Origin of the sequence: Nonomuraea sp. NPDC050022 (assembly GCF_044460705.1) — a bacterium.
GTDB lineage: Bacteria > Actinomycetota > Actinomycetes > Streptosporangiales > Streptosporangiaceae > Nonomuraea.
Window position 1 is genome coordinate 57,311 of sequence record NZ_JBITKE010000003.1, and the last position, 20,878, is coordinate 78,188.

16 protein-coding genes are annotated in these 20,878 nt (G+C 69.9%); 9 read left to right on the plus strand and 7 right to left on the minus strand.

Annotation, left to right across the window (positions count from 1 at the left end; translation table 11 throughout):
* Positions 1-9: 9 nt before the first annotated feature.
* Together ACIBO2_RS11755 and ACIBO2_RS11760 are read left to right on the plus strand one after the other, a co-directional pair.
* Positions 10-3,282: a TIM-barrel domain-containing protein gene (locus tag ACIBO2_RS11755; RefSeq protein ID WP_397296708.1), complete on the plus strand. Its 3,273-nt coding sequence runs from the start codon at positions 10-12 to the stop codon at positions 3,280-3,282.
* Positions 3,279-6,107, plus strand: coding sequence for a TIM-barrel domain-containing protein (locus ACIBO2_RS11760; RefSeq protein WP_397296711.1), 2,829 nt, complete (start codon positions 3,279-3,281; stop codon positions 6,105-6,107). The genes ACIBO2_RS11755 and ACIBO2_RS11760 overlap by 4 nt, the downstream gene beginning before the upstream one ends.
* On the opposite strand, the gene ACIBO2_RS11765 is transcribed toward ACIBO2_RS11760, so the two are convergent.
* Positions 6,088-8,190, minus strand: coding sequence for a zinc ribbon domain-containing protein (locus ACIBO2_RS11765; RefSeq protein WP_397296714.1), 2,103 nt, complete (start codon positions 8,188-8,190; stop codon positions 6,088-6,090). The genes ACIBO2_RS11760 and ACIBO2_RS11765 overlap by 20 nt on opposite strands.
* Positions 8,191-8,711: 521 nt before the next feature.
* Here ACIBO2_RS11765 and ACIBO2_RS11770 point away from each other — a divergent pair.
* Positions 8,712-10,061 (plus strand): protein kinase, encoded by a 1,350-nt coding sequence (locus tag ACIBO2_RS11770; protein ID WP_358544873.1) that lies wholly within the window; start codon positions 8,712-8,714, stop codon positions 10,059-10,061.
* Positions 10,062-10,116: 55 nt separating this feature from the next.
* Positions 10,117-11,064 (plus strand): hypothetical protein, encoded by a 948-nt coding sequence (locus ACIBO2_RS11775; RefSeq protein WP_358544871.1) that lies wholly within the window; start codon positions 10,117-10,119, stop codon positions 11,062-11,064.
* Between the two features lie 149 nt (positions 11,065-11,213).
* On the opposite strand, the gene ACIBO2_RS11780 is transcribed toward ACIBO2_RS11775, so the two are convergent.
* Both ACIBO2_RS11780 and ACIBO2_RS11785 read right to left on the minus strand, forming a co-directional pair.
* Positions 11,214-11,576, minus strand: a complete 363-nt coding sequence (locus ACIBO2_RS11780) for a DUF5130 family protein (RefSeq protein ID WP_357953526.1) — start codon at positions 11,574-11,576, stop codon at positions 11,214-11,216.
* A 5-nt stretch (positions 11,577-11,581) separates the two neighbouring features.
* Positions 11,582-11,872 (minus strand): hypothetical protein, encoded by a 291-nt coding sequence (locus ACIBO2_RS11785; RefSeq protein ID WP_358544870.1) that lies wholly within the window; start codon positions 11,870-11,872, stop codon positions 11,582-11,584.
* Positions 11,873-11,963: 91 nt separating this feature from the next.
* Here ACIBO2_RS11785 and ACIBO2_RS11790 point away from each other — a divergent pair, with 91 nt between their 5' ends.
* Entirely contained in the window at positions 11,964-14,411 is a 2,448-nt protein-coding gene (locus tag ACIBO2_RS11790) for a protein kinase (protein WP_397296719.1), read from the plus strand.
* Positions 14,412-14,427: 16 nt separating this feature from the next.
* On the opposite strand, the gene ACIBO2_RS11795 is transcribed toward ACIBO2_RS11790, so the two are convergent.
* Together ACIBO2_RS11795 and ACIBO2_RS11800 are read right to left on the minus strand one after the other, a co-directional pair.
* Positions 14,428-14,649, minus strand: a complete 222-nt coding sequence (locus ACIBO2_RS11795; protein ID WP_397296722.1) for a hypothetical protein — start codon at positions 14,647-14,649, stop codon at positions 14,428-14,430.
* A 379-nt stretch (positions 14,650-15,028) separates the two neighbouring features.
* The gene (locus ACIBO2_RS11800) at positions 15,029-15,706 is read right to left on the minus strand and encodes an amidase (protein WP_397297644.1); all 678 of its coding nucleotides are present in this window, start codon (positions 15,704-15,706) and stop codon (positions 15,029-15,031) included.
* On the opposite strand from ACIBO2_RS11800, the gene ACIBO2_RS11805 reads away from it, so the two are divergent.
* From ACIBO2_RS11805 to ACIBO2_RS11820, 4 genes are all read left to right on the plus strand, one after another.
* Positions 15,656-15,841, plus strand: a complete 186-nt coding sequence (locus tag ACIBO2_RS11805) for a hypothetical protein (protein ID WP_358544883.1) — start codon at positions 15,656-15,658, stop codon at positions 15,839-15,841. The genes ACIBO2_RS11800 and ACIBO2_RS11805 overlap by 51 nt on opposite strands.
* Before the next feature lie 296 nt (positions 15,842-16,137).
* Entirely contained in the window at positions 16,138-16,791 is a 654-nt protein-coding gene (locus ACIBO2_RS11810) for a nuclease-related domain-containing protein (RefSeq protein ID WP_358544866.1), read from the plus strand.
* A gap of 190 nt (positions 16,792-16,981) precedes the next feature.
* Positions 16,982-18,820, plus strand: a complete 1,839-nt coding sequence (gene ilvD / locus ACIBO2_RS11815) for a dihydroxy-acid dehydratase (RefSeq protein WP_397296725.1) — start codon at positions 16,982-16,984, stop codon at positions 18,818-18,820.
* A gap of 366 nt (positions 18,821-19,186) precedes the next feature.
* A complete protein-coding gene (locus tag ACIBO2_RS11820; RefSeq protein ID WP_358544863.1) occupies positions 19,187-19,681 on the plus strand; it encodes a WYL domain-containing protein in 495 nt (164 codons plus the stop codon).
* Positions 19,682-19,836: 155 nt separating this feature from the next.
* Here ACIBO2_RS11820 and ACIBO2_RS11825 read toward each other — a convergent pair whose 3' ends face one another.
* Positions 19,837-20,034: a zinc ribbon domain-containing protein gene (locus ACIBO2_RS11825; protein ID WP_357953535.1), complete on the minus strand. Its 198-nt coding sequence runs from the start codon at positions 20,032-20,034 to the stop codon at positions 19,837-19,839.
* Between the two features lie 25 nt (positions 20,035-20,059).
* Positions 20,060-20,869, minus strand: a complete 810-nt coding sequence (locus tag ACIBO2_RS11830) for a GNAT family N-acetyltransferase (RefSeq protein ID WP_358544861.1) — start codon at positions 20,867-20,869, stop codon at positions 20,060-20,062.
* Positions 20,870-20,878: the final 9 nt, after the last annotated feature.

Consider the following 20,878-nt stretch of genomic DNA (forward strand, 5'->3'; position numbering starts at 1 on the left):
AGCTCCCCCGTGATCCGGTTACGGTCGGGCGTCATCGTCGCGGTGATCGCCCTGCTGGCCTCCCTCGTGACCGTCCCCGCGTACGCGCTCGACGGCATCTTTCACAACCCGACCGGGATCGACGACCTCTACTCCAGCGAGCCGACCGAACGCGCTCCCCGTGACCCGATGGCCGGGGACGCGGTCCAGATCAACGCCACCACCTGGCCCATCGAGTCCGGCCAGACCGTCTGGGTGACCTGGACCAAGAACGGGACCGCCCAGACCCCGATCGGCGCCGCCTGGGACCACAACAACGGCAACAACAGCTACTGGAAGATCAACCTGGGTACCTTCGCCCGGGGCGACAAGATCTCCTACTCGGTCAACGCGGACGTGAACGGCGGCGGGCAGAAGAGCACGGGCCCGTTCGCGTTCACGGTCACCTCGTGGAGCACGGTGACGAACGTGACCGGGTTCACCAATAACAGCACGTCGGTAGATGTCACGACCGGTGACAGCGCGGGGAGCTTCACGCCGAAGATCCGCTTCGCCTTCCCGGCACTTGACCGCTTCCGCACCCAGATCGCCCCCAGCGGCCAGGGTCTGAATATTTCCGGAGTCTCCGGCTATACGGTGACGGATTCCGCGAGCACCCTCACCATCTCCACCACGAGCCTGGTGCTGAAGATCCAGAAGTCGCCCTACCGTCTGTCGGTCTACAAGGGCGACGGGACGACGCTGATCACCCGGCAGTACGACCCCGCCACGTTCAGGAACATCGGCTGGGCCAGCGACGGCGCCACCACGGTCACCAAGATCGAGGACCACTTCATGTCGCCGTCGGGCGAGCGGTTCGAGGGCTTCGGCGAGCGCTATGACCGCCTCGACCAGCGCGGCACCGACGTGCACAACTACGTCTACAACCAGTATCGCGACCAGGGCAGCACCCGGCGGACCTACCTGAGCGTGCCGTTCTTCCTGAACTCGGCCGGTTACGGGGTCTACCTCCCCAGCACCCGCTACGCGATCTTCAACCTCAACACCCACCTCAGCGACCTGGCCGGATTCACCGTCGACACGAGCGGCGCGCTCGACTCGACACTGGACTACCACTTCTTCGCCGGCACCCCCGCGGAGATCGTGGACGACTACACCGCGGTCAGCGGCCGGCCGCAGCTGCCGCCCAAGTGGGCGTTCGGTGTGTGGATGTCGGCCAACGAGTGGAACACCCAGGCCGAGGTGGAGAGCGAGCTGGACAAGGTCGGCACCTACAAGATCCCGCACACGGCGATGGTGCTGGAGCAGTGGAGCGACGAGGCCACGTTCTATCTGTGGCACGGCGCCACGTACACGCCCAGCGCCGGCAGCGGGAAGCTCGCCTACGGTGACCTGACGTTCCCGGCGGGCGGCGAGTGGCAGAACCCGAAGGCCATGGTCGACAACGCCCACGGCAAGGGGATCAAGATGATCCTCTGGCAGATCCCGGTCTTCAAGGAGAACTTCGACACCAATCCCCCGACAGCGCCGCAGCAGCATCTCAACGACAAGAGCTACGCCCAAGCACAGGGCTATGTCGCGAAAAATCCGTCCAACGCGCCGTATCGGATTCCGACCGGACAGTGGTTCGGCGACAGCATGGTCCCCGACTTCACCAGCACGGCGGCGACGAACTGGTGGATGAGCAAGCGGGACTACCTGATCAACGAGGTCGGCATCGACGGCTTCAAGACCGACGGCAGCGAGGCGGTCTTCGGCAGGGGCGTGACGTTCGCCGACGGCCGCAAGGGCGACGAGATGCACAACGCCTACCCCAACAGCTACACCAAGGCGTACAGCGACTACGTCAAGGCCGAAAGCGCGGACAACGTCATCTTCAGCCGGGCGGCCACCGCCGGCGGCCAGAGGAACTCGATCTTCTGGGCCGGTGACCAGAACTCCAGCTTCTCCGCCTTCCAGGAGGCGGTCAGGGCCCAGCTCAGCGCCGGGCAGTCCGGCGTGCCGTACACGGCCTGGGACCTGGCCGGCTTCACCGGCGACTTCCCCAGCGCCGAGCTCTACCTGCGGGCGGCGGCGCAGGCGACGTTCTCGCCGGTCATGCAGTATCACTCGGAGAAGTCGAACCCGGGCACGTCCGAGGCCCGCACGCCGTGGAACGTACAGGCGCGCAGCGGCGACACGACGGTCGTGCCGACCTTCCGGAAGTTCGCCAACGTCCGGATGAACCTGATCCCCTACCTGTACACCGAGGCCAAGGCCGGCTCGGCCACCGGGGCTCCGATGATGCGGGCGATGAGCTTCGCCTTCCCCGGCGACGCGACGGCCGCGGCGCAGGACCAGCAGTATCTGTTCGGCTCCCAGTTGCTCGTCGCGCCGGTGACCACGCAGGGCGCGACGACGAGGAACGTCTACCTGCCCGCGGGCGAGTGGTACGACCTGTGGAACGGCGGCCGCTTCACCGGCCCCGGCACCAAGTCCTACGCCACGGCCCTCTACACGATCCCGGTCTACGCCAGGCCGGGCGCGATCATCCCGCTCAACCTCAACGCCGACTACGAGCTCGGCGGCGAGATCGGCAACAGCGTCACGAGCTATCCGAACCTGGTCTTCCGGATCTACCCGTCGGGCAGCTCCTCGTACTCCTACTTCGAGGATTCGGCGAACGCCAACCGGACGATCAGCTCGGCCGAGAACTGGGCCGGACACTCGGTGGCGCTCACCGTGCCCACGCTCACCACGACCGGCACGCTCCAGGTCGCCAGTACCAAGCCGACATCGGTGACCGGCGCGACCGCGCGGGCCACGCTGGCGGCGCTCCAGGCGGCGGCCGAGGGCTGGTGGTGGGACCCGGTGCGGCAGCTCACCTACGTCAAGCTAGCCGCCAGTGCCTCCAGCAGGACCGTCACGCTCAACGGCGTGGACAAGGCCGCGTACGAGGCGGAGTTCGGGACGGGCACCGGCACGACGACCAACACCGACCACGCGGGCTACACCGGCACCGGGTTCGTCGACAACTTCGCGAGCTCGGGTGACGCGGTGAGCTTCCAGGTCAAGGCGGACGCGGCGGGCAGCCACCAGCTCAAGTTCCGCTACTCGACCACGGTGGCGAGCACCAGGACCGTCTACGTCGACGGCGTCTCGGCGGGCACGCTCACGCTGCCCGCGCAGGCGAACTGGGACACCTGGGGCACCGCCTCGCTCACCACGACACTCACCGCGGGCGCGCACACCGTCAAGATCGCCTATGACGCGGCCAACACCGGCGGGATCAACCTCGACAACCTGGTGGTGGGCCGGCCATGAAACGTGCTCTCGTCCTTCTGACGGTTCTCCTGGGTACCTTCCTCGTCGCGGGCGAGGCGCGGGCGGCGGTCCAGCGGGTGCAGTTCACCAGCGGATCGGCCTATCTGATCGTCGAGTTCCTCGACGACGACCTCGTCCACTTCGAGCTGGCCTCCGGGACCAGCCCCGGCACCGGATCCGCGCTCTTCACCACGCCGCAGGTGGCGAAGAAGGACTACACCGGTCCGTCCTCGTTCAGTCAGAGCGGCAACACGCTGACCACGGCCTCGATGAAGGTCGAGGTCACGGCCGGCACCCTGTGCGTGCGGGTCTCAGACCCGGTCAGGCAGCTGTACGAGGCGTGCCCGCGCAACCTGACCCAGGCGTGGAAGGGCCTGACGATCACCAAGGGCTCGATCCAGAACGCGTACGGGCTGGGCGAGCAGTTCTTCATGGGCGGCAGCTCCGACGGCGACTGGGTGGGACGCAGCCGGACCCCGGGAGGTCCGTACGGCAACGCCATGGCCTACGACACCGACAACGGACCGGTGGGCAACGCGCAGATCCCCGTGCTGTTCGGGGTCGGCGCGTCGAACCTGAACTACGGGTTGCTGCTCGACCAGGTCTACAAGCAGGAGTGGAACCTGACCGGCGACCCGTGGACGGTCGACACCTGGGGCGACCAGCTCAGGTGGTACACGATGACCGGGCCGGACCTGCCCGACCTGCGCAAGGACTACATGGAGCTGACCGGCCGGCCGCCGGTGCCGCCGAAGAAGGCGTTCGGCATGTGGGTGTCGGAGTTCGGCTACGACAACTGGGCCGAGATCGACAGCCGGCTGAACGGGCTGCGGGCGGCGAAGTTCCCCGTGGATGGGTTCGTCCTGGATCTGCCCTGGTTCGGCGGAGTGACGGCCGGATCCGACAACACCCGCATGGGCACGCTTTCCTGGGACACGGCCAACTTCCCCAACCCAGCGACAACTATTTCCGATTATCAGGCGAACAAGGGCATCGGCCTGATGACCATCGAGGAGTCGTACGTCGGCAAGAACCTCGCCGAGCACGCCGACCTCGCCACCCGCGGCTACCTCGTCAGGTCCGGCTGCGCGACCTGCTCGCCCGTCTACCTCACCGCCAACGACTGGTGGGGCCGCGGCGGCATGATCGACTGGACTCAGGACGCCGCGGCCGACTACTGGCAGACGACCAAGCGCCGGCCGCTCATCGACCAGGGCATCATGGGCCACTGGCTGGACCTGGGCGAACCGGAAATGTACGACGCGGCCGACTGGACGTCCGGCGTGCTGCCCGGCAAGCACGCCCACGCCGACTACCACAATGTCTACAACCTCAAGTGGGCTGAGAGCATCGCCAGGGGCTACACGTCGAGCACCAAGCGGCCGTTCGTGCTGGCCCGCTCCGGCGCCGCCGGGATGCAGCGCTACGGCGTGGCCATGTGGTCGGCCGACATCGGCTCCAAGCTGACCGCGCTCGCCCAGCAGCAGAACGCCCAGCTGCACATGTCGATGTCCGGCATCGACTACTACGGCTCCGACATCGGCGGATTCCGCCGCGAGATGCTCGACTCCGACCTGAACGAGCTCTACACGCAGTGGTTCGCCGACGGCGCCTGGTTCGAGGTGCCGATCCGGCCGCACACCGAGAACCTGTGCAACTGCGCGCAGACCTCACCGGACGCGATCGGGCACACGGCCAGCAACCTCGCCAACCTCCGGCAGCGGTATGAGCTGGCGCCGTACTACTACTCCCTGGCCCACCGGGCCTACCTGTACGGCGAGCCGGTGGTGCCGCCGCTGGTGTACCAGTACCAGAACGACGCGAACGTCCGCGAGATGGGGCACGAGAAGCTCATCGGCCGCGACCTGCTCGTCGGCGTCGTAGCGGGCGCGAACGAGCGTAAACGGGACGTCTACCTGCCGGCGGGCTCCTGGTTCGACTACGCCACAGGCGAGAAGCTCACCAGCACCGGCCAGTGGTTCACCGACCGGCCGCTCTGGGTCGGCGGCGCGTTCCGGCTGCCGGCGTTCGCCAGGGCGGGGGCGATCATCCCGAAGATGTACGTGGATGACAAGACCATGAACGTCGTGGGCAAGCGGACCGACTCCACCACCAGGAACGAGCTGGTGGCCCGGGTCTACGCCGACCCGGCCGCCTCGAACTTCACCCTGTACGAGGACGACGGGGCGACGACCGGCTACCAGAGCGGCGCCGTACGCACGACGCTGTTGAGCCAGCAGCTCAGCGGCGGCACGGCGACCGTCACGGTGGCCGCGGCCGGCGGCACCTACACCGGCGCGCCCGCGAGCAGGACGAACGTGGTCGAGCTGGTCTCGGGCACCCAGGCGTCCGCCGTCACGCTCAACGGCACCGCGCTCACCCAGCACGCCACCAAGGCGGCCTTCGACGCCGCGACCAGCGGCTGGTACAACGCGGGCGGCAACCTGATCGTCGCCAAGTCGGCGAGCACGAGCGTCACGAGCGCCAAGACGTTCGCGTTCACGCTCGGGCAGGCTCCGGCGTCGATGACGTTCAGGTGCGACAACGGCACGACCACCACGGGCCAGTCCGTCTACGCCGTGGGCAGCGTCCCGCAACTCGGCGGCTGGTCGGTGGCGAGTGCGGTCAAACTGTCGCCGACCGCCTACCCGACCTGGACCGCGACGATCGGCAAGCTGCCGCCGAACACCGCCATCGAGTGGAAGTGCGTCAAGCGCCAGGAGACGAACTTCCCCGACACCGCCGACCAGTGGCAACCCGGTGGCAACAGCACCTTCACCAGCCCCGCCTCGGGAACGGGAGGCACTACCACAGGGGCGTTCTGAGCGCCGGATCCGGCGCGTCCATCGAGGTCGCGGTGTTAGCGTCTTGAATTCCCTGTGGTTCCCTGAAGGAATCAGGCAACTCGGACAGGCGTAACCTGCCTTGGACCGCCCCCGTGCTCGGCAAGCGTGAGCACGGGGGCGGCTTTGGCGTGGTGGAAGCCGGTCCGATGGTGAGAATTCCTGGCATACCCTGTCCGGTACGGCTGACGCCGTCCCGGCTTGGGTGCATGGCCCGCCGGACGCTGTCCACCGCCGGTGGGCGGTGGGGCGGGCACCGTGCGCCGGTCGGGCACACGGCTGAAAGCCATCGGGTTGTCTCGCGAGCTGTCTTGAGGGTTGTTTCGTGAGTTGGCCGGGACGCGGGTGGGCCGTTTCGGGGTGGGGCGGTTCTTGGACCGGTCGCGTGCCGCCGGTCGGGGGTGCAGGTCGGCTCGGGTGCGGCGGGCGCGGCGAGCCGCGCGGGTGAGTTTGCGTCGTGGTCGGGCGCGGGCCACGTTGCCCTCCACGACGGCGTGGATGGTGCGCGCGCCGGTGGAGCGGTGGGTACGGGTGGCGTTTGGCCGAGCAGGCCGCGTGCGAGGATCCGCTCGGCCGCTGCCCAGTCCCGGTCACCCGACAGGCCACAGGCCGGGCAGGAGGCCCACCTCCAGCCCCGCTCACCGACCCGATCCGGAGCAGGGCAATGCATGAGCACCGACGTACCCTGGCCGCAGCGGGGGCAGTATCGGGAGGTGCCACGCGCCGGGACGGTGACCACCGCGATGGAGTGTCTGGCCGCCAGGTGCCGAATCGCCTCGACGATCTTCCCGCGCACCTGCCCCAACAGGCGCGCGTTCGCGCTCCCCCGTCGCCCGCGCGCCTCCAAGGTGGCCAGGTCCTCCAGGTAGATGACCGTCGCCCCGGCGCTCACGGCGTGGTCGACCGCCCAGCGTGCCGCCGACCAGGCCAGCGCCTTGTTCAGGTTGCGGATGCGGGCGCACAACCGCTCATGCTCAACCCCGATGCGCTGCCAGGCCGTATGCAACGCGGCGTAGCGGGAATCGGCGGGCGTGATGCCCGCCAGAAGCCTTTCCAGGTGCCGGTGTTTGGCGGCCAGGTGCTCACGCTCGGCCCGCAACCGGTGCAACTTGGCGCAGATGCCGCTCGCGTCGTAGGCGAACGGCCGCCCATCACTGATCACCCGGCCATCAACCAACTGCCCTGTCACGCCGGCCAGCAGAGTGTTCAGGCCCCAGTCAAAGCCGTACCCGACCGTATGGCCGGCAGCGGGGGCGAAACCGATCGGGATCCGGAACGGCAGGTCGACGCGCACCCGGCCCTTGGCCACCCGCACGGTGGGGGCACACAACGTCGCCTCCGGCGTGACGGTCGGCGGCAACGCGACCGGCAGCACATGCCACGCCCAGTCCCTGCCGGAGGCGGGAAACTCGACCAGCGGAAGCCGCACCCGCAGTCGGGCGCTACGACTGCCAGAACGCTCCAAGGTCACCAACTGCCGGTCGGCCGCCGCCAAGACCACCTGCGCCGCAACGTTCGGCGGCCCCTCCACCTCGGTCAGATCGGCCGGGAACGCGCCATGCTCGTCAAGGTAGGCGCGAACCTGCCGGGTCCGGTTCCGGATGTCCGCTGCCGTCACCCCGTCCGGCAGCAGCGCACGCAGCGCCTCCCACTCGGCGCCCGTACGCGCACCCGTAGCCTGCGGCCAGGTCGCCACGATCGCCGCCACCAGGCGACGCCGGTGCAACGCCAGCCGCAACAGGCGAGCGGCCTGCTCCTGCGCGCACCGCAACACCCGATCACACACATGCACGCCTGAGGGCGGACCCACGGCCCAGCCGAGCCGTCGCAGGGCCATCCAGCCCTTCGACGGCAACACCCGCCCGTCCAGCCCCACCCCGGACGCCAAAGCGTCCAGATCTTCCGGATTCCACCGGGCGGCCACCAGGCGGGCGGTCAGGTCGCGTGCCAGGCTGGCCAGCCAGGCCACCCGCCGCACCAGCAGCGGCTGAGGAACGACTTCGCCGCTCGCTTCCTGCACCGCCGCGTGAGCGGTGCAGGAAGCGGTGGCAGTGAGTTCACTCATGCACCGCTCCAGCCTCCGGGCAGGCGGAATCCCGGGTGGGCGGACGGTGACGCACCGCGCTCGGATCGGCCGTCCTGTGAGCACTGCCCGACAGTCGGCGACCACGCGCGGACGAGGGTGCCGGCCGGGCGGCGGCCGCACCACACGGTCGGCGCGGCCCGATCGCTGGGAAGCCGGTATGCCTGCATATCCGCACCCCCGCCCCCGGAACACAACCTCACGATTGGTAATTGAAAGATTACCATCCGTTGGCCTTGGTGGATAGAACAGGTGAACGACAACGCTCCGATTCGCCTGCCCGCCAGGCCAGAACCAGCCGCAACCTGTCGCGTTGCGGGCGTCCAAACAGCGGCGCCGCAGGCAACCGGTTCGGCTGGCGCCTCGCCGAACCATGACAGGCCCTGCGGAACGATCCCGCTCGGCCCAGCCGACCCCACCGATCAAGAGGAAACCTCGACGACCATGGCGGATGTTCAGGTTTTCATAGCGAATATGAAGCAGCAGTTCATACCCTCGAAGACATGCTCGGATCCGGAACCACACTCAACGATCGCTACACGCTGATCGGCCGCGTGGGCGGCGGCGGCATGGGCGAGGTCTGGCGGGCCACCGACACGGTGCTCGGCCGGACCGTGGCGGTCAAGGTGCTCATCCCCGCCCTGACCGAGGACCCGAAGTTCGCCCAGCGCTTCCAGAACGAGGCCAGGGCGATGGCCACGCTGCGGCATCCCGGCGTGGTCGACGTCTACGACTACGGCACCTCCGAGGTCGACGGGCGCCAGGTGAGCTTCCTGGTGATGGAGTTCGTCGAGGGCGAGTCGCTCGACCGCGTCCTGCGCCGCGAGGCGCTCGATCCGGCGGCCACCATGCGGCTGGTCGCCGAGGTCGGCGACGCGCTGGCCGCCGCCCACGCGCAGGGCATCGTGCACCGCGACGTCAAACCGGCCAACCTGATGGTCCGGCCCGACGGCAGCGTGGCGCTCACCGACTTCGGCATCGCCCACTCGGTCTCCGCGGTCCAGCTGACGGCCACCGGCGCCATGCTCTGCTCGGCCGGATACTGCGCCCCCGAGATGGCCACCGCCAGTGACGTCACCCCGGCCGTCGACGTCTACGCGCTCGGCGTGGTCGCCTACCAGTGCCTGACCGGGCGGTTGCCGTTCGATGGCGACACTCCTGTCCAGATCATCTACAAGCATCTGCACGCCCCCGTCCCGGACCTACCCGCCGACGTGCCGTCGGGGCCGCGCCAGGTCGTGACGCGAGCGCTGGAAAAGACGCCGGACCGGCGCTGGCCGACGGCCACGCTGATGGCCGAGGCGGCGAGGAAGGCCTCCGACGCGCCTGACTCACTGAGCTCGCTGAGCTCGCTGGGCTCAGCGGACCTGCCGCCCACGCCCGACTTGCCGGACTCGCCAAATTTACTGGATTTGCCCCCCACGCCACGTGGCCGCCGGGCGCTGGCCGCCGCGCTGGCCGTGGCCGTCGCCGTCCTGGTGAGCCTGGCGGTCGCCGGATCGGTGTGGATCCGCAGCGACCAGGCGGCCGAGCAGAGCGGCAGCGTCCTGCCCCCCGTCACGCCCGCCTCGAGCACACACCCGACCGCCGCCACGCCGAGCAGGAAGCCACTGGCGCCTCCGTCGAAGCACTCCCCCACCGCGCGGCCGATCATCTCCCAGACACCGACCGCCACCGCGACGGCCACCCCCCGCCCGACCGTGACCAAACCGACGGCCACCCCGACCTCCGACGCCCCCGAGCCGACCGACAAGCCCACCGCCACGCCCGAGCCGACGGAGCCCACGATCGAGCCCCCGGTCAGCGAGCCGCCGAGCGACATCCAGTGCATCAAGGCGCCCTGCCCCAGCTAGCTTGCTGACCACCTAGTCCGGACATGTGGCCATCCGGCCATGAGAAGGTAATCGGGTGGATACGACTCGCGATCTGCTCGTAGCGCTGGCCCGCCGCTACGCCTTCTCCGACCTCGGAGCACTGGCCTCATCCGAGGAGATCGCCGACGTGTGCGAGTTCGGCAGCCGGCTGCTCTCGCTGGACGCCGAGGACTTCGCGGTCGAGGCGAAGTCCGTGCCCGCGGACCTGCGGCGGCGGGCACGGGCCTGCCACATGCCGCAGACCCCGCGCGAGCAGCCACGCGGCGCGCTGGAGTCGCTGCGGCCCGCCTACGGGCTGCTGCTGGAGGTCATCGCCGTCCGCTGGCAGCGTCGCGAGCTGAGCCCGATGATCGCCGCCGTCCACATCGCCAGCGAATACCTGCCACTGCTGGCCTACGAGCCGCATCTCGGCCATGCCGGCGACCCCGCGCGCTGGCCTCCCGGGCTGAGCGCGCCGGGCAGCAGGTTCGGCGTGATCGGCGACCGCGAGTGCGACCACACCAAGTCCGAGCAGTCGGCCACCAACCGGACCCTGCGGGTGGCGAGCGAGCCGCCCGAGGGCTGGCGCGCGTACTTCGACCGGCAGCACAGCCAGGTGGCGGGCGCGATGGCCGTCTGCGTCGCCGACTGCCGCAACCCGTGCACGGCGATGCACTGGATCGAGCCGGAAGAACGCGCCGACCTGCACGTACGGGCCCGCACCGCGCTGGCGTTCGCGGAGACGCCGCTCGTACGCCTGCGGCACGCGGCGCCCGTCGGCCACGGCTTCGGCGTGCCCTCGCCGGAAGAGGTGCTCGACGCCTGGCAGCGCAGCCGGTCGGCGCTGGACAAGAACGAGATCGGCTCGGCCGCGCTCCAGGATGACGGGTTCCCGCTGCCCGGCCTGCCCGCGCTGTTCTCGGCCATCGGCCGCGCCCCGATCGTGCCCGCCACGCTGCTGGCGGGCGTCAGCGAGCACGTCACCGGCCTGCTCCAACGCTGACGCTTGGGCCTGCTCTTTGGGCCTGCTGGGGCCTCAACGCTCTGGGCCTGGGTTGCCCCCTGGAAGCCTCCAGGGTGACCCCGCCGCCCGCCTCGCTTACAAAGACGGGGTGGGCGTCGCCTACCGCGGGGGCGCAGGCGACGCCCGTCCTACCGCCTGGCGGTGGCCTGCTCGCCCAGCATGCCGATGCCGTACAGCAGCCCGCCCACCAGGTCACCGGCGCTGAACGCCGTAGCCATCGACATAGCGGTCAGCCGGCACGCGGTGTCGGGCAGCCGCCGCCGGGCGTTCTCGCCGGTCACGATCTCCAGCGCCCGTCCGGCGACGTCCACGAAGATCAACACCGCCTCGTCCGCCTCCTCGCCGAGCGCGGCGTGCAGCCGCTCGGCGAAGTGCCGCCGGCCGCCGACCGGCGCGCCGAGGAAGGCGCCGAAGCGCAGGCCGCTGCGCCGCTCGGCGACGTGGAGCGCCTGCCTGATGTCGTCGGCCTGGGCCGAGGTCAGTCCGCGCATCGCCATCACCATCCCGCCGAAGCTCCGCCGACGCGTCTGCCGGGCTCGGCCGTCTCCGCCATCGCGACCCAGTCGGACTCGGGCGCCGGCGCCCAATGAGCGACCCGGTCGGCCAGCACCAGGCCCGACGTGCTCACGCCGTGCTCGCTCCCGGACGGACCGCCCAACCACACCGGGCCCGTCTCCACCCTCCGCGCCGAACCCCGCCCCGGCACCATGACCGCCAGGCTGATCAGCACGAACAGAGCGAGCGAAACCCCCAAGAGAAAAGCCAGAATCTCCAGCGCGCTGTCCACACCCAAGAACGTAATCCCGGTTCGGCTGTCCGGCCAGACCCGGTCGTGAGAGAGTCTGACTCAAGATCCCCCAGACAAGGTCAACTCAACTGTGGATGCGATCGGAAGGTATCCCGTCGAGCGCGTTCTGGGCTCGGGCGCGTTCGCGACGGTGTGGCTCGGCCGGGACGACCGGCTCGACTCCTATGTGGCGATCAAGGTGCTGGCCGACAACTGGTCCGCCGAACCGGCCGTGCGCGAGCGGTTCGTCAAGGAGGCCCGGCTGCTGCGCCAGGCGGACTCGCCGCGCATCGTCCAAGTCCACGACATCGGCGAACTTCCGGATGGCCGCCCGTACTTCGTCATGACTTATGCCGACATGGGGTCTTTGGCGGGGCGCGTACTGGACGGCCCCCTACCGATACCCGAGGCGCTCCGCGTCCTCGGCGAGATCGCCGAGGGCGTGACGCTGCTGCACCGGCTCGGCATCGTGCACCGCGACCTCAAGCCGTCGAACGTGCTGTTCCGCGCGCTCCCGGGCGGTGGCGAGCGCCTCATGGTGGCCGACCTCGGGGTCGCCCGCTCGCTGGCCGACGCCACCAGCCACACGATCGCGGCGGGCTCGCCCGGGTACATGGCGCCGGAGCAAATGCGCCTGGACGGCGCCCCGGACGAGCGGGCCGACGTGCACGGGCTGGGCGCCATGGCCTACCACCTGCTCACGGGCCAACTGCCCGCCTCGGGCTCGGTACGGCTGGCACCGCACCGGCTGCGGCCGGAGGTGCCGGTACGGGTGGGGGCGGCCATCATGAAGGCCATCGACCCGGACCCGGACCGCCGCTGGCCAAGCATCCCCTCCTTCGCCGCCGCCCTCAACGCCCCGGACGACGCGCCCGTGGGTTCCGTGGTCCCGGACTACGCACCCCTGAGCGACGCACCCCTGGGCGACGCATTCCCGGAGTACGCGCCCGTGGGCGACGGACTCCCGCAGGAGACGCCCGTAGGCGACGGCCCCACGGAGAGGGCGCTCTCGGACGTCCAGCCCCCGGAGCGGGCGACCCCGGACGTCCGACCCTCGGAAGGGTCGGCCCCGGGCGACCGACCCCCGGAAGGGTCGGCCCCGGACGACCGACCCCCGGACGACCGACCCCTGGACGACCGACTCCCGGAGGGCGGGCTCCCGGCGAGGGCGCTCCCAGGGGTTCGGCTCCCGGAGGACAGACTGCCGGAGAGGGCGCTCCCGGTGGGCGGGACGGACTCGGAGCGGCGACCGGGAATCTCGCCCCCCGGATCCGCGGACGACGAGACCGCCGCGTACAGAAGCACGGACACCGGCGAGGACGCAAGCGGCCGTCCGGCCGCAGGTGCAGATGCGATCGCGGATGCAGATGCGGACGCAAGTGCAAACGCATCCGCAACTGCGGGCCCAGGTAGAGGCGCAGACCACGGTGGCGGCGCGGGAGCGCGCACAGGCGGTGGGACCGGACCGAGTGGTGGAGCCGGACCAGGTGGTGGAGCCGGACCAGGTGGTGGAGCCGGACCAGGTGGTGGAGCCGGACCGGGGGGAGGCGCAGGCCCGGGGGGAGGCGCAGGCCCGGGGGCAAGTGCGGGCGGAGTCCTGGGAGCGGCCGCAGGTAGTAGGACCGGACCTGGTGGTGGGGCAAGCCCGCGGGGAGGCGCAGGCCCGGCGCCGAGCGCGGACGCGGGCGCAGGCTCTGGCGCGGATCTGGACGCGGATGCGGATCTGGACGAGGGTGCGGATCTGGACGAGGGTGCGGATCTGGACGAGGGTGCGGATCTGGGCGCGGATGCGGGGCGGGGCAAGGCGGTGCTCGCCGGGGTGGGCGCCGTGACTGTCGCCCTGGCCGTGGTCGTCGCGGTGCTCGCGCTGCGTCCCACCGACCGGTCGTCCACGGTGACCGGCTCACCATCCGGATCCTCAGCGCCGTTCGGATCCGCAGGACCGTCCGCGTCCGTAGGACTGTCCGGATCAGCAGGAGCGTCCGCATCCGCAGGACCGTCTGCATCCGCACAGTCGGCCGGATCTCCGAGCGCGGCCGGAACGCCACGGGCTTCCGAGCCAGGGCCGCCGAAGGAGGGGATGGGGTTGCGGGCGGATGCGGATATCCCGGCTCAGTACCGGGCGCTGATCATCCAGGCGGGCACCTGGTGCCACGACGTCGCGGGTCTGTCGCCGGCGCTCGTGGCCGGGGTGGTCAAGGCGGCCAGCGACTTCGACCCCGACCTGAGCGACCCGGCCGCCGACGAGTTCGGCATCGCCAGATGGACCCCCAGGGTCCTCCAGTACTGGCAGCCCAACGGGATCAACGACCCGATGCCGAAGCCGCCCTTCTCCCCCGAGCTGTCCCTGCCCGCGATGGGCCGCTTCTTCTGCGGGCTCGGCCCTCAGATCGCCGACGTGCCAGGGGACCCGGCCGCCAAGCTGGCCGCTCTCTACGTGTCCGGCGTGGTGCCGGTGAGGCGGGAACAGGGCGTGCCGGCCAAGTGGAAGGCCCACGTACAGCAGGTCCTGAAATATCGGGACCAGTATCAGTCCTGACAGCCACCAGCGACCATCACGCCAGCGACAACGACAGCAGGCCGCACACCAGCAACGATAAGGTTCCAGGGCCACCAGATCGCCGGTCGCCCCAGAAGCCGCCCCTGGCCGCCCCAACCTGGGCCGACAGGGAGATCAACGTGCGTTCGGCGCCCAGGCGGCCCGCCAGCATGACGCCGATCGTCAGCCCGTCGGCGGTCCAGTGCAGTGGCAGGTTCGCGGCGGGCTGGCCGGTCACGTTTTGACGCGCTCCTCGCCCTGAAGAGGCGAGGATTCCCGTGCTGCTTACGCAGCAGTCCATGCCGCGTAAACAGCACGAGCTGTGGAACAGGATGCTTGACGCTTCACCGACCCGCCTACCGGCAAGTCTCCACGTCCTGTCACCGCCCGTCCGGCGGCCTCGTCGTACCGATGAATCCAGGAAGCGATCTCACAGCCAGCTTGGTTATCGCTTGCCAGTTCGATCACGGAAACCTTACCGTACGTGATTGAGATGTCGCAAGCAGTTCCGATCGCTGCCCGCTCACGCCCCAAAGGGCACCGGCGCGCGGGCCTCCACCATCCCGCCTGGAGACGGGAGCACTGGCCTGCATCTCGGTAGATCGCGGGGAAGGCGGCTAACCCCTTCGGGCGTAGCGGGCGATGCGCAGCCGGCCCGGATCGCGTCCGGCGCAGGCCAGGAACGTGCCTTCGTGCGGCGGCGCGAGATAGAGGTCGCCGGGGTTGTTGTGCGTCATCACGTCGAGCAGCGCCGCGGCGTCGGCGACGGTACGGGCAAGGGGGCCGTTCGTCGACAGGCCAGCGAGGTCGGGGATGATCGGCGCGAAGCTGATCCGGCCACGGGTGGGTTTGATGCCGAACAGCCCGCACACCGACGCCGGGATGCGGATCGAACCGGCCCCGTCGCTGCCCTGCGCGGCCGGCGCCAGCCCGGCGGCCACGGCCGCGGCGGCGCCGCCGCTCGACCCGCCCGCGGAGGTACGCGGATCCCATGGCGAGCGAGAGGGCGGCGAGAGGGCGGTCTCGGTGTAGCAGGGCAGGCCGAACTCCGGTGTCGCGGTCTTCCCCAGCATCACCGTGCCCGCCTCACGCAGGCGCTCGACCACCGTGTCGTCCACCGGGGCGACGAAACCCCGGTATGTCGACGACCCGAACATGATGGGCACGTCCTTCACCAGGTTAAGATCCTTTATAGGGATCGGCACTCCGGCGAGGGGTCCGTCTGGCAGCTCTTTGGTCAGACGGTGCGCCTGTTCGAGGGCTCTCTCGGCGGTCACCGTCACATACGCACCCACCTGTGGATCGATTCGCTCGATCCGATCGAGGTGGTGCCGCGTGAGCTCGACCGGCGAAATCTCCTGGTCACGGATGGCTTGCGCCTGCTCGAGCGCCGAAAGCTCGTGAAGTTCTCGCACGCTACCGCACACTAGGCATCTCTAGAGAAGAACGTAATAGATACCCGGAAAACGGGCGTAGAACACGGTGAGCTGGGCCATAAAACTATGGACAAGGCAGCACTAGGAATCGACAAGAACCACGGGCTACGGTGAGTTACGTGGACTCCGACCATCAGCGAGAAGACGGTCACAACTCCTCACCCATCTGGGTGAGTGACCGACCCGAAGGCGAGCCGGCCCCCGCGAAGCAATCGGCGCCCACGTCAACCTACGCGCCCATCGAGCGCGCGTCGTTGCGCAGCCTGCTCCAACAACCACGCTTCCGCCGCATGCGCAACCGCGCCCTGCTGGCGATCCCCGTTGGCGTGGTCGTGGGCATCCTCGTGGGCGACTGGCGGGTAGGCGTGACCGCGGGCGTGATCGCGGCCATCCTCGACACTGTCTACCGAGCGCGGTCCAACTCGACCGTGCCGGCCTGGCGCCGTGCCTCCATCGCGGAGCGCCGCACCGAGGCCCAACTGCGCAAACTCGAACGCAACGGCTATCGCACGCTCCACGCGCGGGCGATACCGGACAGCGAGGCCCAGATCGACCACCTCGTGGTGGGCCCGACGGGCGTCTACGCGGTCGACTCCGAGAAGTGGGACAAACGGCTGCCCGTACGCGTCCAGATGGGCAAGAAGCTCTTCCACGGGCCGTTCGACATGAAGCCACGTCTCACCGAGGCCAAATGGGAGGCTTCGCGGGCCAGCGAGCTGATCAGCGAGGTCTACGGCAAGGAGATCTCCGTCGTGCCCTCGCTGGCCATCTACGGGCCGCCCGTGCCGTGGAAGATCATGACGATCCGCGGCGTGGACGTCTATGAGGGCGGCCGTGCCCGCAAGTGGATCACCAAGCGGGAGCGGGCGCTCACCAAGGCGGAGATCGACCGCCTGCACGACATCGCGGCCCAGGTCCTGCCCGCGAGATACGGCGAGGACTGACCGACCGAGCTCTGAAGGCACGCCCGTCGACAGTCTGACGGGCGTGCTTTCGGCAGTTCCGGAGGCGCGCCCCGCATGGCCGGGATCCACCCAGCTCGCCGCCGTACGCGTTCCGAGCGGTGGACAGTTGTCTCAGCAACCGGGCAAATGGTCGTACGATGTGAGGACTCGCAACGATGGGAGAAGTTCAATGCCCGCCCTCAGGTCTCGTACGGTCACCCATGGCAGGAACATGGTCGGCGCCCGCGCCCTCCTCCGGGCGACCGGCGTAGCCGGGAGCGATTTCGGCAAACCCATCATCGCCGTGGCCAACAGTTTCACGCAGTTCGTGCCCGGCCACGTTCATCTGCGCGACGTCGGCGACGTGGTGTCCGCCGCGATCCGCGAGGCGGGGGCGATCCCGCGTGAGTTCAACACGATCGCGGTCGACGACGGCATCGCGATGGGCCATGGCGGCATGCTCTACTCGCTGCCGTCGCGCGAGCTGATCGCCGACGCCGTGGAGTACATGGTCAACGCCCACTGCGCCGACGCCATGATCTGCGTCTCCAACTGCGACAAGATCACGCCGGGCATGCTGCTGGCCGCCTTCCGGCTCAACATCCCGACGATCTTCGTCTCGGGCGGGCCGATGGAGGCGGGCAAGACGCCCGGCCGCAAGCTCGACCTGATCGACCCGATGGTCGCCGCCGCCGACAGCAGCGTCTCCGACGAGGACCTGCTGGAGATGGAGGAGAACGCCTGCCCGACCTGCGGGTCGTGCTCGGGCATGTTCACCGCCAACTCCATGAACTGCCTGGCCGAGGCGATCGGCCTCGCGCTGCCGGGCAACGGCACGATCCTGGCCACGCACAAGGCGCGCAAGAACCTGTTCGAGGACGCCGGGCGCCAGCTCGTGGAGATCACCCGCCGCTACTACGAGGACGGCGACGAGTCGGTGCTGCCGCGCTCGATCGCCACCAGCGAGGCCTTCGAGAACGCGATGGCGCTGGACGTGGCGATGGGCGGCTCGACCAACACGATCCTGCACATCCTGGCCGCGGCCCGCGAGGCCGAGGTCGACTTCGGGCTCAAGGAGATCAACGAGATCTCCCTGCGCGTGCCGTGCCTGTGCAAGGTGGCTCCGGCGACGAACAAATACCACGTCGAGGACGTGCACCGCGCGGGCGGCATCCCGGCCATCCTGGGTGAGCTCGACCGCGCCGGGCTGCTCCACCGCGACGTGCCGACGGTCAACGGCACCACGCTCGGCGAGACGATCGCCGCCTGGGACCCCCAGTCGCCCACGGTGCGGCCCGAGGCCCTGGAGCTGTGGCACGCGGCGCCGGGCAACGTCCGCACGGTCAAGCCATACTCGCAGGGCAACCGCTGGGACTCCCTCGACCTCGACCGGGCCGAGGGCTGCGTGCGCGACCTGGCGCACGCCTACAGCGCGGACGGCGGGCTCGCGGTGCTCTACGGCAACATCTCGCGTGACGGCGCCGTGGTGAAGACGGCCGGGGTCGACGAGTCGATCTGGAAGTTCAGCGGGCCGGCGGTGGTGTTCGAGTCGCAGGAGCAGGCGGTCGAGGGCATCCTCGGCGACCGGGTCAAGGAGGGCGACGTGGTCGTCATCCGCTACGAGGGGCCGAAGGGCGGGCCGGGCATGCAGGAGATGCTTTACCCGACGTCGTTCCTCAAGGGCCGGGGCCTGGGCAAGGCGTGCGCGCTGGTCACCGACGGCCGCTTCTCCGGCGGCACGTCCGGGCTGTCGATCGGGCACGCCTCTCCGGAGGCGGCCGAGGGCGGCATGATCGCGCTGGTCGAGGACGGCGACACGATCGAGATCGACATCCCCAACCGGTCGATGGAGCTCCGGGTCCCCGAGGCCGAGCTGGCGGAGCGCCGTACGCGCCTGCTCGCCGACCTGGGCGGCTACCGGCCCCGCGACCGCAACCGGCCGGTCAGCGCCGCCCTCCAGGCGTACGCGGCGATGACGACGTCGGCCTCCACGGGCGCCTCTCGCGACCTCTCCCAGCTGTCTAGATAAGTTTCTTTTACGGCAGGCACGGTGGGCCCCACCCGCCGTGCCTGCTGGCGTCTGTCCAGGGGCACGCTCCTCCGGTTCACCGGCTGAGCGCCGTGACGTGCGTCTTGCCGGCCATGGCTTCCGTCAATGGTCGGCCGTGGCTTCCATGCCTGGTCAGCCCTGGCTTCCCTCCGCGATGGCGTGCCGCCTCCGCCCGTGGGGACGTGGCGGGTTCCGTCAGCGTGGCCTGCGGCTTCCATCAGTGGTGGCATGGCGGCTTTCGCCAGTCGTGGTGTGGCGTCTGACAGCCTTATTCGTTCGATACATGGTGCTTACCAGCCGTACAGGCTTTCGAAAACTGTCGGTGGTCGTCTCTATTGTGGGGGTATGGCTACAGGCGTGAACTCCCACACTCGCCCGCTGACCACCGCCGAGATCGCTGCCCTCGCCCTGTCCCTCGCTCATCTGGGGTCCGGTCCACAGGCCGTCACCGCCAGGCGCGGTCTGCAGCACGCGCTCGAGCATCTGGAGCTCGACGATGATGTCATCGCCACCACCCTCACGACGCTCACCGAGCCGCTGCCCGTGGACATCGCGTCGCGGGCCAGGCTCATCGCGGACGCGATCACCAGCAGGCTGATGATTCGTCTGCACTATCGGGATGCTTCAGGACATGTCACGGCTCGGGATGTCGAGCCGGTGACGTGCCTGGTGCATCGCGAATACTGGTATCTCGTCGGGGTCTGCCGGATGCGGCGCGCCATCCGGGCGTTCCGGTTCGACCGGATTCTCGCGGTCGAGCCGACGCTGACCCCGTCCCGGCCGCACCTGGCCGACCGGTTCCTGCCCTTCCAGCGACGCAAGCGGGCTCGCGCCGCCTAAGGAGCGTCCCTCCCGGAGGCCGGGCGGGACTCGCAGCACCTAGCGAGCACCCGCCGGAAGACTGGGTCGAGGCCCGACCCGTCGCGCCCAGCCGTCGGCGCGGCGGGTCGGCTTGATGACGTGCGGCACCGCCGGCCAGCCGGTGAACCCGGGCGTCAGCCGCAGCATCCCCCGCCGCAGCAGCCGCCCGAGCTCGGCGCGGCGGCGCCGCCGGTCATCGCGACCGTGGAGAGCAACCTGACGGTGTCGTCGTGCCCCTCGGGGCACGCGGCCGCCTCGTCGGAGGCGGCCATCGGGCGGGTCACCTCGAAGGTGGACCCGCAGGCACGGCAGCGAAAGTCATAGCGCGGCATGCCCCCAAGACTACGGCAAACCACGCTACGGCAGAGAGCCGAAGGTCACCTGGGCGTAGTCGTGGACGGGCTCGTAGCCGATCGACCGGTAGACGGCGTTGCTCGTCGGATTGGCCAGGTCGGCGAAGAGCACCACCTGCTCACAGCGCGTCTCCAGCGCCACCCGGCTGGCGAACGCGGTGACCGCGGCGCCGTACCCCCGTCTGCGGCAGGACTGCGGCGTGTACACCGGCCCGACGCGGCAGACGCCGCCCGCCGCGGGCGACAGGGCGGCCATCGATACCGGGACCCCGTCCGCCTCCCACATGAACAGCTGCCGCCCGGCCAGCCGGTGCTCGACCTGCTGGACGGGATCCCCACCTACGCCCAGACCCACCTCCTCGCCGAACGCCTGGAACCAGGCGACCAGCAGGGGAAAGTCGGCGACACCCGCCAGTCGGCCGTGGCCGGCCGTGTCGGGGACGATCAGGGCGCCGAGGCGGTAGAGGCGCTCCGACAGCACGGAGCGGGGCTCGCCGAGCACCTCGGAGAGCGCGCCGGTCAGCTCCAGCGGGCCCAGGACCTCCGTGAGCTCGCCCCGCCACGCCGTGACCAGCGGCGCGATGGACTCGACCGGCATACGGGCCAGGCCGATCGGATGCGGCGGCGTACGGAAGACCGCCCCCCGGACCTCGCCGTCGGTGGTCCACCAGCCGAAGGAGGCGTCATCGGCGGGCATCCCGGCGCGAACGTTGGCCAGCACCGTCAGCGGCACCGTGTTGCCCACGGGGTCGGCGAGCAGGAACGCCTCGGCGGCGCTCGCGTACTCCTCGACGTCGGTGGTGAAGGTCCACATGCCCTGGAA

What these genes read in the sequence shown, in the direction of transcription:
- ACIBO2_RS11760 (WP_397296711.1), top strand. Translation starts at nt 3,279, where the DNA reads ATGAAACGTGCTCTCGTCCTTCTGACGGTTCTCCTGGGTACCTTCCTC.
- ACIBO2_RS11765 (WP_397296714.1), bottom strand. Translation starts at nt 8,190, where the DNA reads ATGAGTGAACTCACTGCCACCGCTTCCTGCACCGCTCACGCGGCGGTG.
- ACIBO2_RS11770 (WP_358544873.1), top strand. Translation starts at nt 8,712, where the DNA reads ATGCTCGGATCCGGAACCACACTCAACGATCGCTACACGCTGATCGGC.
- ACIBO2_RS11780 (WP_357953526.1), bottom strand. Translation starts at nt 11,576, where the DNA reads ATGCGCGGACTGACCTCGGCCCAGGCCGACGACATCAGGCAGGCGCTC.
- ACIBO2_RS11810 (WP_358544866.1), top strand. Translation starts at nt 16,138, where the DNA reads ATGCGCAACCGCGCCCTGCTGGCGATCCCCGTTGGCGTGGTCGTGGGC.
- ilvD (WP_397296725.1), top strand. Translation starts at nt 16,982, where the DNA reads ATGCCCGCCCTCAGGTCTCGTACGGTCACCCATGGCAGGAACATGGTC.
- ACIBO2_RS11820 (WP_358544863.1), top strand. Translation starts at nt 19,187, where the DNA reads ATGGCTACAGGCGTGAACTCCCACACTCGCCCGCTGACCACCGCCGAG.
- ACIBO2_RS11825 (WP_357953535.1), bottom strand. Translation starts at nt 20,034, where the DNA reads ATGCCGCGCTATGACTTTCGCTGCCGTGCCTGCGGGTCCACCTTCGAG.
- ACIBO2_RS11830 (WP_358544861.1), bottom strand. Translation starts at nt 20,869, where the DNA reads ATGTGGACCTTCACCACCGACGTCGAGGAGTACGCGAGCGCCGCCGAG.